Source organism: Pseudomonas vlassakiae (genome assembly GCF_014269035.2).
Taxonomy (GTDB): domain Bacteria; phylum Pseudomonadota; class Gammaproteobacteria; order Pseudomonadales; family Pseudomonadaceae; genus Aquipseudomonas; species Aquipseudomonas vlassakiae.
The window spans coordinates 64,517-79,650 of record NZ_JABWRP020000018.1 but is presented as its reverse complement, the minus strand read 5'-3'; the positions used below and the strand labels follow the sequence as shown (position 1 = coordinate 79,650).

Below are 15,134 nucleotides of genomic sequence, written 5' to 3'. Positions count from 1 at the left end.
TTTAAGGAAACACAGATAATGGCTATCGAGATCAAAGCCCCAACCTTCCCGGAATCGGTTGCCGATGGCACCGTTGCCACCTGGCACAAGCAGCCGGGCGAGGCCGTCAAGCGTGACGAGCTGATCGTCGACATCGAGACCGACAAGGTCGTCCTGGAAGTGCTGGCCACCGCCGATGGCGTGCTGGGCGCCATCGTCAAGGGCGAGGGCGACACCGTCCTGTCCGACGAAGTGCTGGGTTCGATCGTTGAAGGTGGTGCTGCTGCCGCTGCCCCAGCAGCTGCTCCGGCCGCCGCTGCCCCGGCTGCCGCTGCTGCTGCCGACGCTGGCGAAGATGACCCGATCGCTGCACCTGCCGCACGCAAGCTGGCCGAAGAAAACGCGATCGACCTGGCTACCGTTGCCGGCACCGGCAAAGGCGGGCGCATCACCAAGGAAGACGTCGTCGCCGCCGTCGCCAACAAGAAGTCGGCCCCGGCCCCGGCGGCCAAGCCGGCTGCTGCCGCCGCCGCTGCCCCGGTTGTCGTTGCCGCTGGCGACCGCACCGAGAAGCGCGTGCCGATGACCCGTCTGCGCGCCAAGATCGCCGAGCGTCTGGTCGAAGCCCAGTCGAACATGGCCATGCTGACCACCTTCAACGAAGTCGACATGACCGAAGTCATGGCCCTGCGTTCGAAGTACAAGGACCTGTTCGAGAAGACCCACAACGGCGTACGCCTGGGCTTCATGTCGTTCTTCGTCAAGGCCGCCACCGAAGCCCTGAAGCGCTTCCCGGCGGTCAACGCCTCGATCGACGGCAACGACATCGTCTACCACGGCTTCGCCGACGTCGGCGTTGCCGTGTCGAGCGACCGTGGCCTGGTGGTTCCGGTGCTGCGTAACGCCGAGTCGATGAGCCTGGCTGAAATCGAAAACGGCATCGCCACCTTCGGCAAGAAGGCCCGTGACGGCAAGCTGTCGATCGAAGAGATGACCGGTGGTACCTTCACCATCACCAACGGCGGTACCTTCGGCTCGATGATGTCGACCCCGATCGTCAACCCGCCACAGGCTGCCATCCTGGGCATGCACAACATCATCCAGCGTCCGATGGCCATCAACGGCCAGGTGGTTATCCGCCCGATGATGTACCTGGCACTGTCCTACGATCACCGCCTGATCGATGGCAAGGAAGCGGTAACCTTCCTGGTCACCATCAAGAACCTGCTGGAAGATCCGTCTCGCCTGCTGCTGGACATCTAACCCTCTGGCTGCGTACCGTGCCGGGCCTGGCTTCGCAAGAAGCCACGCCGCGCGGTCCGCGGCCTGTAGCTTGTAGCTGATAAGGAATCTTTTATGACCCAGAAATTCGACGTAGTGGTAATCGGTGCAGGTCCTGGCGGCTATGTTGCTGCCATCAAGGCCGCACAACTTGGTCTGAAGACTGCCTGTATCGAGAAGTACACCGACGCCGAGGGCAAGCTGGCCCTGGGCGGCACCTGCCTGAACGTAGGCTGCATTCCGTCCAAGGCGCTGCTGGACAGCTCCTGGAAGTACAAGGAAGCCAAGGAGAGCTTCAACGTCCACGGTATCTCCACTGGCGAAGTGAAGATGGACGTCGCCGCGATGGTTGGCCGCAAGGCCGGCATCGTGAAAAACCTGACCGGTGGCGTCGCCACCCTGTTCAAGGCCAATGGCGTGACCTCGATCCAGGGCCACGGCAAGCTGCTGGCTGGCAAAAAGGTCGAAGTCACCAAAGCCGACGGCACCACTGAAGTCATCGAAGCCGAGAACGTGATCCTCGCTTCCGGCTCGCGTCCGATCGACATTCCTCCGGCTCCGGTCGACCAGAACGTCATCGTCGACTCCACCGGCGCACTGGAGTTCCAGAGCGTACCGAAGCGCCTGGGCGTGATCGGTGCTGGTGTCATCGGCCTTGAACTGGGCTCGGTATGGGCTCGCCTGGGTGCTGAGGTCACTGTCCTGGAAGCCCTGGACACCTTCCTGATGGCTGCCGACACCGCAGTGTCGAAAGAAGCCCAGAAGACCCTGACCAAGCAAGGCCTGGACATCAAGCTGGGCGCTCGCGTCACCGGCTCGAAAGTCAACGGCAACGAAGTCGAAGTGACCTACACCAACGCCGAAGGCGAGCAGAAGATCACCTTCGACAAGCTGATCGTCGCGGTCGGCCGTCGCCCGGTGACCACCGATCTGCTGGCTGCAGACAGCGGCGTGACCATCGACGAGCGTGGCTACATCTATGTCGATGACTACTGCGCTACCAGCGTACCGGGCGTCTACGCCATTGGTGACGTGGTGCGTGGTCTGATGCTGGCCCACAAGGCTTCGGAAGAGGGCATCATGGTCGTCGAGCGCATTAAGGGCCACAAGGCCCAGATGAACTACGACCTGATCCCTTCGGTCATCTACACCCACCCGGAAATCGCCTGGGTCGGCAAGACCGAACAAGCCTTGAAGGCCGAGGGTGTTGAGGTTAACGTAGGCACCTTCCCGTTCGCGGCCAGCGGCCGTGCGATGGCGGCCAACGATACCGGTGGTTTCGTCAAGGTCATCGCTGACGCCAAGACCGACCGCGTTCTGGGTGTTCACGTGATTGGCCCATCGGCTGCCGAACTGGTACAGCAGGGCGCGATCGCAATGGAATTCGGCACCAGTGCCGAGGATCTGGGCATGATGGTCTTCAGCCATCCAACCCTGTCCGAAGCGCTGCATGAAGCAGCGCTGGCAGTGAATGGCGGCGCCATTCACGTGGCCAACCGTAAGAAGCGTTAATTATAAGAAACCACGGCGGGCTGCCCGTCGTGAGTCTTGCGTGCATGACTCACCGCGGAACGTCCGCCGGACCGGACAACACGGGAAAACCCGGGGTCAATGGTCACAGGTGGTGCGGCGCCAGCAATGGCGCAGCGCCGAAGCGCAGTACCTAACGAAGACGGTAAAAAGCATGAATCTTCACGAGTATCAGGGTAAGCAGCTGTTCGCTGAGTACGGCCTGCCAGTTTCCAAGGGTTTCGCAGTCGACACCCCTGAAGCTGCAGCAGAAGCCTGCGACAAGATCGGCGGGAACGAGTGGGTAGTCAAAGCCCAGGTTCACGCAGGTGGTCGCGGCAAGGCGGGCGGCGTCAAGCTGGTTCGCAGCAAGGAAGACGCCAAGGCGTTCGCTGCACAGTGGTTGGGCAAGAATCTGGTTACCTACCAGACTGATGCCAACGGTCAACCCGTCTCCAAGATTCTGGTCGAATCCTGCACTGACATCGCCAAAGAGCTGTACCTCGGCGCTGTAGTGGATCGTTCGAGCCGCCGTATCGTGTTCATGGCTTCCACCGAAGGTGGCGTGGACATCGAGAAAGTGGCGCACGACACGCCTGAGAAGATCCTCAAGGCTACCATCGACCCACTGGTTGGCGCTCAGCCGTTCCAGGGTCGTGAGCTGGCGTTCCAGCTGGGCCTGGAAGGCAAGCAAGTTCAACAGTTCGCCAAGATCTTCGTGGGCCTGGCCAAGCTGTTCAAGGATCACGATCTGGCCCTGCTGGAAGTGAACCCGCTGGTGATCAAGGCCGATGGCGACCTGCACTGCCTCGATGCCAAGATCAACATCGACGCCAACGCCATGTACCGTCAGCCTAAGCTGAAGACTTTCCACGACCCGTCGCAGGACGACGCCCGTGAAGCCCACGCTGCCAAGTTCGAACTGAACTACGTTGCCCTCGAAGGCAACATCGGCTGCATGGTCAACGGTGCCGGCCTGGCCATGGGTACCATGGACATCGTCAACCTGCACGGCGGCAAGCCAGCCAACTTCCTCGACGTGGGCGGCGGCGCTACCAAAGAGCGCGTTACCGAAGCGTTCAAGATCATTCTGTCCGACACCAACGTCGCGGCCGTTCTGGTCAACATCTTCGGCGGCATCGTTCGCTGCGACATGATCGCCGAAGGCATCATCGGTGCAGTGAAAGAAGTCGGCGTTAAAGTTCCGGTTGTCGTTCGCCTTGAAGGCAACAACGCCGAACTGGGCGCTAAAGTACTGGCAGAAAGCGGTTTGAACATCATTGCGGCCACCAGCCTGACCGACGCTGCTCAACAAGTTGTCAAAGCTGCGGAGGGCAAGTAATGAGCGTCCTGATCAATAAAGATACCAAAGTCATCTGCCAGGGCTTCACCGGCTCGCAGGGTACTTTCCACTCCGAACAGGCCATCGCCTACGGCACCAAGATGGTCGGCGGCGTTACGCCAGGCAAGGGTGGCACCACCCACCTGGGCCTGCCGGTGTTCAACACCGTCAAGGAAGCCGTGGAAGCCACCGGCGCTGACGCTTCGGTCATCTACGTTCCGGCTCCTTTCTGCAAGGACTCGATCCTGGAAGCAGCCTTCGGCGGCATCAAGCTGATCGTCTGCATCACCGAAGGCATTCCTACCCTGGACATGCTGGATGCCAAGGTCAAGTGCGACGAGCTGGGCGTGACCCTGATCGGCCCTAACTGCCCAGGCGTAATCACTCCGGGCGAGTGCAAGATCGGCATCATGCCAGGCCACATCCACCTGCCAGGCAAGGTCGGCATCGTTTCGCGTTCCGGCACCCTGACCTACGAAGCGGTCAAGCAGACCACCGACGCCGGCTTCGGCCAGTCGACCTGCGTGGGCATCGGCGGCGACCCGATCCCGGGCTCCAACTTCATCGACATCCTGAAGCTGTTCCAGGAAGACCCGAAAACCGAAGCGATCGTCATGATCGGTGAAATCGGCGGTTCGGCTGAAGAAGAAGCGGCGGCCTACATCAAGGCCAACGTCACCAAGCCAGTCGTTTCCTACATCGCCGGTGTTACTGCCCCGGCGGGCAAGCGCATGGGCCACGCTGGCGCCATCATTTCCGGCGGCAAAGGCACTGCGGACGAGAAGTTCGCCGCGCTGCAGGACGCTGGTGTGAAGACCGTGCGTTCCCTGGCTGACATCGGCAAGGCCCTGGCCGAGCTGACTGGCTGGGAAGTCAAGAAGTAATACCTGCTATACCCCCCACGCGCACAGAGGCCACCTTCGGGTGGCCTTTGTCGTTTTTGCGGTTCGAACAGGCAGTTAGGTTTTTCGATAGTTTTGATAGGAATTTTCGCGCAGACGAATGTTTCAATCAGAGGATAATTCCTACTGTTCACGGTCACACAGACGACAAACATGTACGCACATCGGACAAGCAGCACTGTGCCAGTGCGTTTGCCGGGTAAAACGGTTAATCTACGCGTTCACTCTGTGCCCGTACCCCAAAAGGGAACGACACGCTAAACGGGTCTGGCCTATCAAGCCGGGCAGCATTTCCCCTCATCCAAAAGGGAAATCCCCTCTCGAATCCCGATTTCAGCAGTGTGGTACTACCTTAAATGAAAGTTCTCAAAGGCCAGGATATCCTGGCGCTTGGCTTTATGACGTTTGCGCTTTTCGTAGGCGCGGGCAACATCATCTTCCCGCCTATCGTTGGCCTGCAGTCTGGCCCGCACGTGTGGATGGCGGCCCTGGGCTTCCTGGTCACCGCCGTGGGGCTGCCGGTCATTACCGTGGTCGCCCTGGCCAAGGTCGGTGGCGGCATGGATGCCCTGAGCAGCCCGATCGGCAAGTTCTTCGGTGGCCTGCTGGCGGCCGTGTGCTACCTGTCGGTCGGCCCGCTGTTCGCGACGCCGCGAACCGCGACCGTGTCGTTCGAAGTGGGTGTGGCGCCGCTGACCGGTGAAAGCCCGACAGCGCTGTTCATCTATAGCCTGGTGTACTTCGCCGTGGTACTGGCAGTGTCCATGTATCCGGGCAAACTGCTCGACACCGTCGGTCGCTTCCTCGCGCCACTGAAGATCATTGCCCTGGCGGTGCTGGGCATCGCTGCCTTCGCGCTGCCGGCCGGAACCATCGGTGAAGCTCAGCCGGCCTATGCGGCCGCTGCGTTCTCCAAGGGCTTCTCCGATGGCTACCTGACCATGGACACCCTCGGTGCCCTGGTATTCGGTATCGTCATCGTCAATGCCATCCGCTCGCGCGGTGTCGAGTCGCCGAAGTTGATCACTCGGTATGCCATCATCGCTGGCCTGATCGCTGGTGTTGGCCTGGCGCTGGTGTACATCAGCCTGTTCCGCCTCGGTGCCGGCAGCCATGAGATTGCCGCCGGTGCCACCAACGGTGCCGCTGTCCTGCATGCCTATGTGCAGCACACCTTCGGCTCGCTGGGCAGTGGCTTCCTCGCCGTGCTGATCGCGTTGGCGTGCCTGGTGACTGCGGTCGGCCTGACCTGTGCCTGTGCCGAGTACTTCAGCCAGGTCCTGCCGCTGTCGTACCGTGCGCTGGTGGTGATCCTGGCAGGCTTCTCGTTGCTGATCTCCAACCTGGGCCTGACCAAGTTGATCATGTTCTCGATCCCGGTACTGACCGCCATCTATCCCCCATGCATCGTGGTGGTGGGGCTGAGCTTCGTGAAGGAGCTGTGGCATTCGCCGACCCGTATCCTGGCCCCGGTGATGCTGGTGTCGCTGGTGTTCGGTATCGTCGACGCGATCAAGGGCAGCGAGATTGCCCATGTCTTGCCAGACGTTCTGGCGCATTTGCCGCTGAGCGATCAAGGCCTGGCCTGGCTGGTACCTTCGGTGGTAACGCTGGTTGGCGCAGTGGCCTGCGACCGCCTGCTCGGCAAGCCGCGCGAAGCCTTGGCCTGATGGCATAGGTCGAAGCCTGAGGGCAGCACCGGTCACGAGCCGCAGGGTGCTGGCCAAGGGTTGAAACCCGCAAGCCCCGAATCCGTATGGATGCGGGGCTTTTTCGTTTCAGGTTGTGCCTTTTGCCGCTTGTGGGCGTCGAAACCCGGTCACTATCCTTTGTGCACCTGGCTCTCGGGAATCCTGCATGAACTTCATCCAAAGCAATCTACACAACCTCCTGGCCGTCTGCTGGTTCGCCCTCTGCTGGGGCGGCTACACCCGCTATGCCATCTGGAAAGGCCGAGACACTGCCTGCCTGGCCAGCGTGCTGCATCTATACCGGGAAGACTGGATGCGCCGCATGCTGCTGCGCGACAACCGCATCGCCGACGCCAGCGTGATTGGTAACCTGGAGCGCAACGCCTCGTTTTTCGCCTCCAGCACGCTGATCATCCTTGCCGGTATTCTCACCGTGCTAGGTGCTTCGGATCGCGCCCTGTCGCTGCTTGCAGACCTGCCGCTGGTACAGCAGGCATCCCAGGGTATGTCGGAAATCAAGCTGCTGTGCCTGGCGATGGTCTTCGTCTACGCCTTCTTTACCTTCAGCTGGTGCATGCGCCAGTACAACTTTGCCGCGGTATTGGTGGGGTCCGCGCCAATGATTGGTGAACGCCAGGTCAACGAACTGGAGCGCAAGGCGTTTGCCTCGCGGGCGGCGCGGGTGCTTTCGCTGGCGGCCAACCAGTTCAACTTCGGCCTGCGCTCTTATTACTTCGGCATGGCCATGCTCACGTGGTTTATCAGCCCGTGGCTGTTCATGATCGTGAGTGTCGGGGTAGTGCTGATTCTGTATCGCCGAGAGTTCCATTCCGACGTATTGGACGTCATGGTGTTCACCCCCACCGAAAGTGTCCCGACAGAAGTGCCCAATACAAGGACTGAAACGATTAACTCGTAAGACGCAGGCACAAAAAAACCCGACAATGTCGGGTTTTTTTGTGCCTGTCGTTTACTGCTTGGCAGGTTCGGCAGGCGCGGTGGTCGGTGCCGGAGTAGTCGGGGCGGCCTCTTCGGCGGCCTTCTGCTCGGCTTCGGCCTGATCTTTGGCGGCTTCGGCGTTTTCCTTGGCGGCGTCGTTCATCTTATCCTGAGCATCACCCATCTTTTCCTGGGCTTGTTCACGGTGTTCTTGTGCGTCCTGGGCTTTGTCTTCGCTCGCTTTATCGCAAGCAGCCAGGCCCATGGCAGCAGCCAGCATCAGAGCAAAAGCAAAAGGTTTACGCATGGGGGTGTTTCCTCTTGGTGAATAACTGAGTTGTTCCTTCGAGTTCGGCGGTGTGGAATAAGTTCCACGTTTTTTCAGATATATAACGCCGTGTTCTATATGGACTTTTTACTGTTTTTGTGCCGTAACGGCAGTGATCCTGGGAACTGCATATGAACGCATCAAGCTTGCAGGCCATGGCCGAACGCTTTCTTTCAGCATTGAAGCATTGCCAGTTGTTACAGATGCGTGTGGTCCATGCCGACCGCGACGGCATGACGCTGATGTTGCCTTGGTCAGCGTCGATTGTCGGCAACCCGCAGACCGGTGCGGTACATGGCGGCGCCCTGACCACGCTGATGGATACCACCTGCGGCATGGCCACCCTGTGCGTGCTGCCGCGCTTCGAGGTGTGCCCGACCCTCGACCTGCGCATCGACTATATGCACCCGGCCGAAGCGGGTAAGCCCATCTATGGCCATGCCCAATGCTACCGGGTCACCCGCGATGTGATCTTCACCCGCGGTAGCGCCTACCAGGACGACCCGGATCAGCCGATCTGCCAAGTGGTCGGCACCTTCATGCGTCTGGGCCAGCAGATCAAAGGCGGCATCGGTTTCGCCAACACCCTGAAGGAGGGCGGGGCATGATTCCTGAGGGCATTCGTCAGCAGTTGAATGCGGCCCACGCTGTCGGTGATTACCGCCCGTTACTGGCCTTGATCCCTTATGCAGGCCTGATTGGCATCGAGTGCGAGCGCGAGGGCGATGACCTGCTGTTTCGCCTGCCGGCCAACCAGGACAACATCGGCAACCCCTTGCTGCCGGCCATCCATGGCGGCGTGATCGCCGGGTTCATGGAGTTGTCCGCGGCGCTCTACCTACTGATCTACAGCGAAAGCGCGAGCATTCCGAAGATCATCGATTTTTCCATCGACTACCTGCGCGCCGGGCACTTGCGCGACACCTACGCCCAGTGCCAGCTCTGGCGTCAGGGGCGGCGGGTCACCAACGTCGCCATCACTGCCTGGCAGGCTGACCGCCAGTCACCGATCGCCACCGCCCGTGCGCACTTCAAGATCGAACCGGAAAAGCCCTTGAAATCGTCTGGGCAGCCCCCATCTGCATGACATCCGCCGTTAACGCTGGCCATGTCGGCCGCGGGGCGCCACTGCCATCAGATCGGAGTTTTGAAGACCATGAGTGTGGAGACTCAAAAAGAAACGCTGGGCTTCCAGACCGAGGTAAAGCAGCTGCTGCACCTCATGATCCATTCGCTGTACTCGAACAAGGAGATCTTCCTGCGTGAGCTGATCTCCAACGCCTCCGACGCCGCCGACAAGCTGCGCTTCGAGGCCCTGGCCAAGCCAGAACTGCTCGAGAACGATGCCGACCTGAAGATCCGCCTGAGCTTCGACAAGGACGCCGGTACCGTGACCCTCGAAGACAACGGCATCGGTATGAGCCGTGAGGATGTCATCGCCCACCTGGGCACCATTGCCAAGTCCGGCACCGCCGACTTCATGAAGAACCTCACCGGTGACCAGAAGAAGGACTCGCACCTGATCGGTCAGTTCGGTGTCGGCTTCTACTCGGCCTTCATCGTTGCCGACAAGGTCGATGTATACAGCCGCCGCGCTGGCCTGCCAGCCGCCGAAGGCGTGCACTGGTCGTCGAAGGGCGAAGGTGAATTCGAAGTTGCCACCATCGACAAGCCGCAGCGTGGCACCCGTATCGTCCTGCACCTGAAGAAGGGCGAGCTGGAGTTCGCCGATGGTTGGCGCCTGCGCAATGTGGTCAAGAAGTACTCCGATCATATTGCCCTGCCGATCGAACTGCCCAAGGAGCAGGCTCAAGCCGCTGAAGGCGAAGAAAAGCCCGCGCAGGAATGGGAAACCGTCAACCGCGCCAGCGCCCTGTGGACCCGTTCGCGCTCCGAGGTGAAGGACGAGGAATACCAGGAGTTCTACAAGCACATCGGCCATGACTTCGAGAACCCGCTGGCCTGGAGCCACAACAAGGTCGAAGGCAAGCTTGAGTACAACTCGCTGCTGTACGTGCCGGCCCGTGCGCCGTTCGACCTGTACCAGCGCGAAGCGCCACGTGGCCTGAAGCTGTACGTTCAGCGCGTGTTCATCATGGACCAGGCCGAGTCGTTCCTGCCGCTGTACCTGCGCTTCATCAAGGGTGTGGTGGATTCCAACGACCTGTCGCTGAACGTGTCCCGCGAGATCTTGCAGAAAGACCCGATCATCGACTCGATGAAAACCGCGCTGACCAAGCGCGTGCTGGACATGCTGGAGAAGTTGGCCAAGAACGAGCCTGAGCAGTACAAGAGCTTCTGGAAGAACTTCGGCCAGGTGCTGAAGGAAGGCCCGGCTGAAGACTTCGCCAACAAGGAAAAGATCGCCGGCCTGCTGCGTTTTGCCTCCACCCAGGACGACAGCGGCGAGCAGAGCGTTGCCCTGGCCGATTACCTGGCACGCGCCAAGGAAGGTCAGGACAAGATCTACTACCTCACCGGCGAATCCTACGCTCAGGTCAAGAACAGCCCGCACCTGGAAGTCTTCCGCAAGAAAGGCATCGAGGTCCTGCTGCTGACCGACCGTATCGACGAGTGGCTGATGAGCTACCTCAACGAGTTCGATGGCAAAGCATTCGTCGACGTCGCCCGTGGCGATCTCGACCTGGGCAAGCTGGACTCGGAAGAGGACAAGAAAGCCCAGGAAGAAGTGGCCAAGGACAAGGAGGGCCTGGTCGAGCGTCTGAAAGGTGCCTTGGGTGACAGCGTCGCCGAAGTCCGCGTCTCGCACCGCCTGACCGACTCGCCGGCGATCCTTGCCATTGGCGAACAGGACCTGGGCCTGCAAATGCGCCAGATTCTCGAGGCCAGCGGCCAGAAGGTGCCGGAATCGAAGCCGATCTTCGAATTCAACCCGACTCATCCGCTGATCGAGAAGCTGGACAACGAGCAGAGCGAAGACCGCTTTGCCGAACTGTCGCACATCCTCTTCGATCAGGCCGCGCTGGCGGCCGGTGATAGCCTGAAGGATCCGGCAGCTTACGTTCGTCGCCTGAACAAGCTACTGGTCGAGCTGTCTGCTTGAGTTGATGCACAGGAAAGCCCGCTTCGGCGGGCTTTTTTATAGTCAGTGCCTGAGGAGTGCTTGATGAGCAAGGTAATCGTCGAATCGCTGGTCTATCACCTGTCCGGCAAGACCTATGAAAGCCGCCTGGTCTACGAGCCAGGTGCGCTGGGTCGCCCGGGCCTGGTGATGGCGCCGAACTGGATGGGTATCGGTGACGGCGCCGAGCGTATCGCCAAGGAAGTGGCCGAGAAGGGGTATGTGGTTCTGATTGCCGACCTGTACGGGCAGTCGGTGCGTCCGTCCAATGCCGATGAGGCCGGGGCGGCAATGATGCCGCTGAAAAATGACCGGGGCGAACTGCGCAAGCGCATGAAGGAAGCGCTGGATCAACTGTTGGGGCAATCCAAGGCGCTGCTCGAGCCGGGCAAGGTAGCCACCTTCGGCTTCTGTTTCGGTGGCTGCTGTGCGCTGGAGCTGGCCCGTACCGGTGCCGACCTGAAGGCTGCGGTGTCTTTCCACGGCACACTGGATACCCCGAACCCTGAAGATGCCAAGCGTATCAAGGGCTCGGTGCTGGTCTTGCATGGTGCCTCCGACCCGCTGGTACCCAAGGAGCAATTGCCTGCGTTCGAGGACGAAATGAACGCCGCCAAGGTGGACTGGCAATTGCTGAGCTACGGTGGAGCGGTGCATTCGTTCACCGACCCGAGCGCCAATGTGCCGGGCAAGATGCAGTACGACCGTCGCACCTCGGAGCGGGCGTTCCGCGCGATGCACAACCTGCTTACTGAAGTGTTCCAGCGTTGATGTTCTGAGGGGCCGCAACGCGGCCCCGATTCAGCGAGGCAATTCGATTCTTGAGGTTTCCCCCGGCACCGTCGGCCAGTCCCCGGCAGCCCACCTGGCCCTGGCCCGCTCGATCAGCTCCCCATCACTGGCCACAAAATTCCAGTTCATCCGCCGCGGCCCATCCAGTGGCTCGCCGCCAATCAGCACCAGCTGGCATTCTTCCTCCGCATACAGCGTGACCTCTTCCCCCTCCGGCAGCACGACCAGGCTACAGGCTTCGACTGCCTCGTCGTCCATCAGCAGCTCACCATCGAGCAGATACAGCGCACGTTGCACATGTTCGGCCGGCACCACCAGCGTGGTAGCGGGCTGCATGAGCACATGGGCATAGAGGGTAGGGGAGAGCACCGGCACCGGTGACTTCAGGCAGAACCCACTGCCAGCAATCATGCAGATGCGCACGCCCAAACTGTCGCTGACCGGCAGGCTTGCCGCTGGATGGTGGCTGTAGCTCGGCTCGCCCTGTTCCAGCGCCTTTGGCGCGGCCAGCCACACCTGCAGCCCGTGCAAGCGTGAGCCATGGGCCAGGGCGTCCGCAGGCGTGCGCTCGACATGCGCCACGCCGCGGCCGGCAGTCATCCAGCTCACATCCCCAGGCAGCACACGTTGCTCCGAGCCCAGGCTGTCCTTGTGCAGGATCGCGCCTTCGAACAGGTAGGTGAGGGTGGAGAGACCGATATGCGGATGCTGGCGAATATCCATGCCATGGCCCGGCGCATAGTCGGTTTCGAGCATATGGTCGAAGAACACGAAGGGGCCGACACTGCGGCACTGTGCCGAGGGCAGCGGGCGCAGGATCGGCTGGCCCTCGACCGATTCGGCGCGTGGGCGGATGATCAGGGGGCTGCTCATGGCGGGCTCCAGGCGAGGGGGAAATGCCCCAAGCATAGCGGTTTGCCGAGCAATGCTGAACCGTTGCGCTGGCTACCCGGTCTACCCTGCTGATGCCCGGAAAAGGAGATTGCCCATGATTGCCAGAGCGCTGGCCTGCATGCTGTTGTCAGGCTGGCTGTGCCAGGCGGCCCAGGCCCGTGACTATCGCTACAGCGATGCCCATCTGCACTACGTGGACTTCTTCCAGGAGACCGAGGGCATGTCAGCGCTGATCAAGGCCATGGATGATGCCGGTGTCGAGCATTCGATGATTTCCGGCATTCCGGTGGCCAAGAAATGGCACGAAGATGAGCCAAAGCGCCCACGCTATTACGCAGGAGACGACGCCGATGCTTATTGGTACAGCGCGACCGATACCTATGTGGCTGCGGCGCTGGAAAAACTACCGGTCGAACAGCGAAAGCGTTTCCATCCGTTTCTGACCGGTTTCAACCCGGTGGACAAGAATGCCGTCAGCCATATCGAGCGCATGCTCGAACTGAACCCGGGGTTGTGGCAGGGGATCGGTGAGGTGTTCACCCGCCATGACGACCTGACCGCGCTGACCAGTGGTGATACACCGCGCGCCAACAACGAAGCGATGACCCGTATCTATCACCTGGCGGCCGAACGCGATATGCCGGTGTTGCTGCATTCGAACATCACCTCCAAGCGCGAGCGCAATCCGCTGTACCTCGCCGAACTCGAAGAGCCCCTGCGTAATCATCCGCATACCCGCTTCATCTGGGCGCATGCGGGTAGCAGTGCGGAGATCCATCGGCATCAGACCCGGATGGACTTCCTCTTGCCTGTGTTGACGCGATTGCTGGCGGACTATGCGAATTTGTATGTGGACTTGTCGTGGAGTGTGCTGGAACCCTATCTGCTGGACGAGCAGGGCGTACCGCGCCAGGAATGGGTGGCGCTGGTCAAGCGCTATCCGGACCGGTTCATGCTGGGGTCGGATGTGGTGGGGCGGTTTGGCAGCCTTGGCGAGCAGATGCATGGCTTCAGGCCGTTCCTGGATGCGTTGCCTGAAGAAGTGGCCAGCAAGGTGGCTCGGGATAATTTCCTGGCGGTGTTGCCCAAGGGGAAGAAGTAGCTGCCCGTATAAGCAATACAAATGAAAACGCCCCGAACCAGTCGGGGCGTTTCACTTACCGCAGCAGCGTCTTACTTGCCTTCCCAGCGCTTGAGCACCAGCGTGGCGTTGGTGCCACCGAAGCCGAAGCTGTTGCTCATCACGGTGGTGAGCTTGGCGTCTTCGGTCTTGCGCACGATCGGCAGGTCCGCGACTTCAGGGTCCAGCTCGTCGATGTTGGCGGAGCCGGCGATGAAGTTGTTTTCCATCATCAGCAGGCAGTAGATCGCCTCGTGTACGCCTGCGGCACCCAGCGAGTGGCCCGACAGGCTCTTGGTCGAGCTGATCTTCGGCGCCTTGTCGCCGAACACTTCGCGAACACCCTTCATTTCTGCCACGTCACCGACCGGGGTCGAGGTGCCGTGGGTGTTCAGGTAGTCGATCGGGGTGTCGACGGTGGACAGCGCCTGCTGCATGCAGCGGATGGCGCCTTCGCCGCTTGGTGCGACCATGTCGTAGCCATCGGAAGTGGCGCCGTAGCCGACGATTTCGGCGTAGATCTTGGCGCCACGGGCCAGGGCGTGCTCCAGTTCCTCGACCACCACCATGCCGCCGCCGCCAGCGATGACGAAGCCGTCACGGTCGGCGTCGTAGGCGCGCGAAGCCAGTTCCGGGGTTTCGTTGCGCTTGGTCGACAGGGCGCCCATGGCATCGAACAGGAACGACTGGCTCCAGTGCTCTTCTTCACCGCCGCCGGCGAAGACGATGTCCTGCTTGCCCCACTGGATCTGCTCCAGGGCGGTGCCGATGCAGTGTGCGGAAGTGGCGCAGGCCGACGAGATCGAGTAGTTGATACCTTTGATCTTGAACGGGGTCGCCAGGCACGCCGAAACGGTGCTGCCCATGGTCCGGGTGACGCGATACGGGCCGACGCGCTTGACGCCTTTTTCGCGCAGGGTATCCAGCGCTTCCATCTGGTTCAGGGTCGAAGCGCCGCCCGAGCCGGCGACCAGGCCGGTACGCGGGTTGGAAATCTGCTCTTCGGTCAGGCCGGCGTCCTTGATCGCGTCCTGCATCGCCAGGTAGGCGTAGGCAGCGGCGTGGCCGACGAAGCGGTAGACCTTGCGGTCGATCAGTTCTTCGAGGTTGAGGTCGATGGAACCGGAAACCTGGCTACGCAGCCCCATTTCCTTGTATTCCGGGTTGTAACGGATACCCGGACGGCTGTTGCGCAGGTTTTCGGTGACGGTAGCTTTGTCATTGCCCAGGCACGATACGATGCCCAGACCAGTGATAACGACGCGGCGCATGCGA

14 protein-coding genes are annotated in these 15,134 nt (G+C 61.0%); 11 read left to right on the top strand and 3 right to left on the bottom strand.

The window, feature by feature from the left end:
* Window positions 1–18: 18 nt before the first annotated feature.
* From odhB to HU738_RS21160, 6 genes are all read left to right on the top strand, one after another.
* Window positions 19–1,242, top strand: coding sequence for a 2-oxoglutarate dehydrogenase complex dihydrolipoyllysine-residue succinyltransferase (gene odhB, locus HU738_RS21185; protein WP_176506500.1), 1,224 nt, complete (start codon window positions 19–21; stop codon window positions 1,240–1,242).
* A gap of 93 nt (window positions 1,243–1,335) precedes the next feature.
* Complete coding sequence (lpdA, locus tag HU738_RS21180) at window positions 1,336–2,772, top strand: dihydrolipoyl dehydrogenase (protein WP_186603745.1); 1,437 nt, start codon at window positions 1,336–1,338, stop codon at window positions 2,770–2,772.
* A 172-nt stretch (window positions 2,773–2,944) separates the two neighbouring features.
* Entirely contained in the window at window positions 2,945–4,111 is a 1,167-nt protein-coding gene (gene sucC / locus HU738_RS21175) for an ADP-forming succinate--CoA ligase subunit beta (protein ID WP_054884054.1), read from the top strand.
* Complete coding sequence (sucD, locus tag HU738_RS21170) at window positions 4,111–4,995, top strand: succinate--CoA ligase subunit alpha (protein WP_004376004.1); 885 nt, start codon at window positions 4,111–4,113, stop codon at window positions 4,993–4,995. Before sucC ends, sucD begins: the two co-directional genes overlap by 1 nt.
* A 374-nt stretch (window positions 4,996–5,369) precedes the next feature.
* Window positions 5,370–6,683, top strand: coding sequence for a branched-chain amino acid transport system II carrier protein (gene brnQ / locus HU738_RS21165; RefSeq protein WP_054884053.1), 1,314 nt, complete (start codon window positions 5,370–5,372; stop codon window positions 6,681–6,683).
* Between the two features lie 187 nt (window positions 6,684–6,870).
* Window positions 6,871–7,623, top strand: a complete 753-nt coding sequence (locus tag HU738_RS21160) for a DUF599 domain-containing protein (RefSeq protein WP_186603744.1) — start codon at window positions 6,871–6,873, stop codon at window positions 7,621–7,623.
* Window positions 7,624–7,674: 51 nt separating this feature from the next.
* On the opposite strand, the gene HU738_RS21155 is transcribed toward HU738_RS21160, so the two are convergent.
* On the bottom strand, window positions 7,675–7,950 hold the full coding sequence (locus HU738_RS21155) for a hypothetical protein (RefSeq protein WP_060512806.1): 276 nt from the start codon (window positions 7,948–7,950) through the stop codon (window positions 7,675–7,677).
* A 152-nt stretch (window positions 7,951–8,102) separates the two neighbouring features.
* On the opposite strand from HU738_RS21155, the gene HU738_RS21150 reads away from it, so the two are divergent.
* The 4 genes from HU738_RS21150 to HU738_RS21135 all read left to right on the top strand — a co-directional run bounded on the left by HU738_RS21150 (window position 8,103) and on the right by HU738_RS21135 (window position 11,824).
* Window positions 8,103–8,579, top strand: a complete 477-nt coding sequence (locus HU738_RS21150) for a PaaI family thioesterase (protein ID WP_176506497.1) — start codon at window positions 8,103–8,105, stop codon at window positions 8,577–8,579.
* A complete protein-coding gene (locus HU738_RS21145) occupies window positions 8,576–9,058 on the top strand; it encodes a PaaI family thioesterase (RefSeq protein ID WP_186603743.1) in 483 nt (160 codons plus the stop codon). Before HU738_RS21150 ends, HU738_RS21145 begins: the two co-directional genes overlap by 4 nt.
* Before the next feature lie 69 nt (window positions 9,059–9,127).
* Window positions 9,128–11,035 (top strand): molecular chaperone HtpG, encoded by a 1,908-nt coding sequence (htpG, locus tag HU738_RS21140; protein WP_054884048.1) that lies wholly within the window; start codon window positions 9,128–9,130, stop codon window positions 11,033–11,035.
* Window positions 11,036–11,098: 63 nt separating this feature from the next.
* Window positions 11,099–11,824: a dienelactone hydrolase family protein gene (locus tag HU738_RS21135; RefSeq protein WP_186603742.1), complete on the top strand. Its 726-nt coding sequence runs from the start codon at window positions 11,099–11,101 to the stop codon at window positions 11,822–11,824.
* A gap of 30 nt (window positions 11,825–11,854) precedes the next feature.
* Here HU738_RS21135 and HU738_RS21130 read toward each other — a convergent pair whose 3' ends face one another.
* Window positions 11,855–12,718 (bottom strand): pirin family protein, encoded by an 864-nt coding sequence (locus HU738_RS21130; protein WP_176506494.1) that lies wholly within the window; start codon window positions 12,716–12,718, stop codon window positions 11,855–11,857.
* A 115-nt stretch (window positions 12,719–12,833) separates the two neighbouring features.
* Between HU738_RS21130 and HU738_RS21125 the strand changes: the two genes are divergently transcribed.
* Complete coding sequence (locus tag HU738_RS21125; protein WP_186603741.1) at window positions 12,834–13,841, top strand: amidohydrolase family protein; 1,008 nt, start codon at window positions 12,834–12,836, stop codon at window positions 13,839–13,841.
* A gap of 71 nt (window positions 13,842–13,912) precedes the next feature.
* On the opposite strand, the gene fabB is transcribed toward HU738_RS21125, so the two are convergent.
* The gene (gene fabB, locus HU738_RS21120) at window positions 13,913–15,130 is read right to left on the bottom strand and encodes a beta-ketoacyl-ACP synthase I (protein ID WP_054884044.1); all 1,218 of its coding nucleotides are present in this window, start codon (window positions 15,128–15,130) and stop codon (window positions 13,913–13,915) included.
* Between the last annotated feature and the right edge of the window lie 4 nt (window positions 15,131–15,134).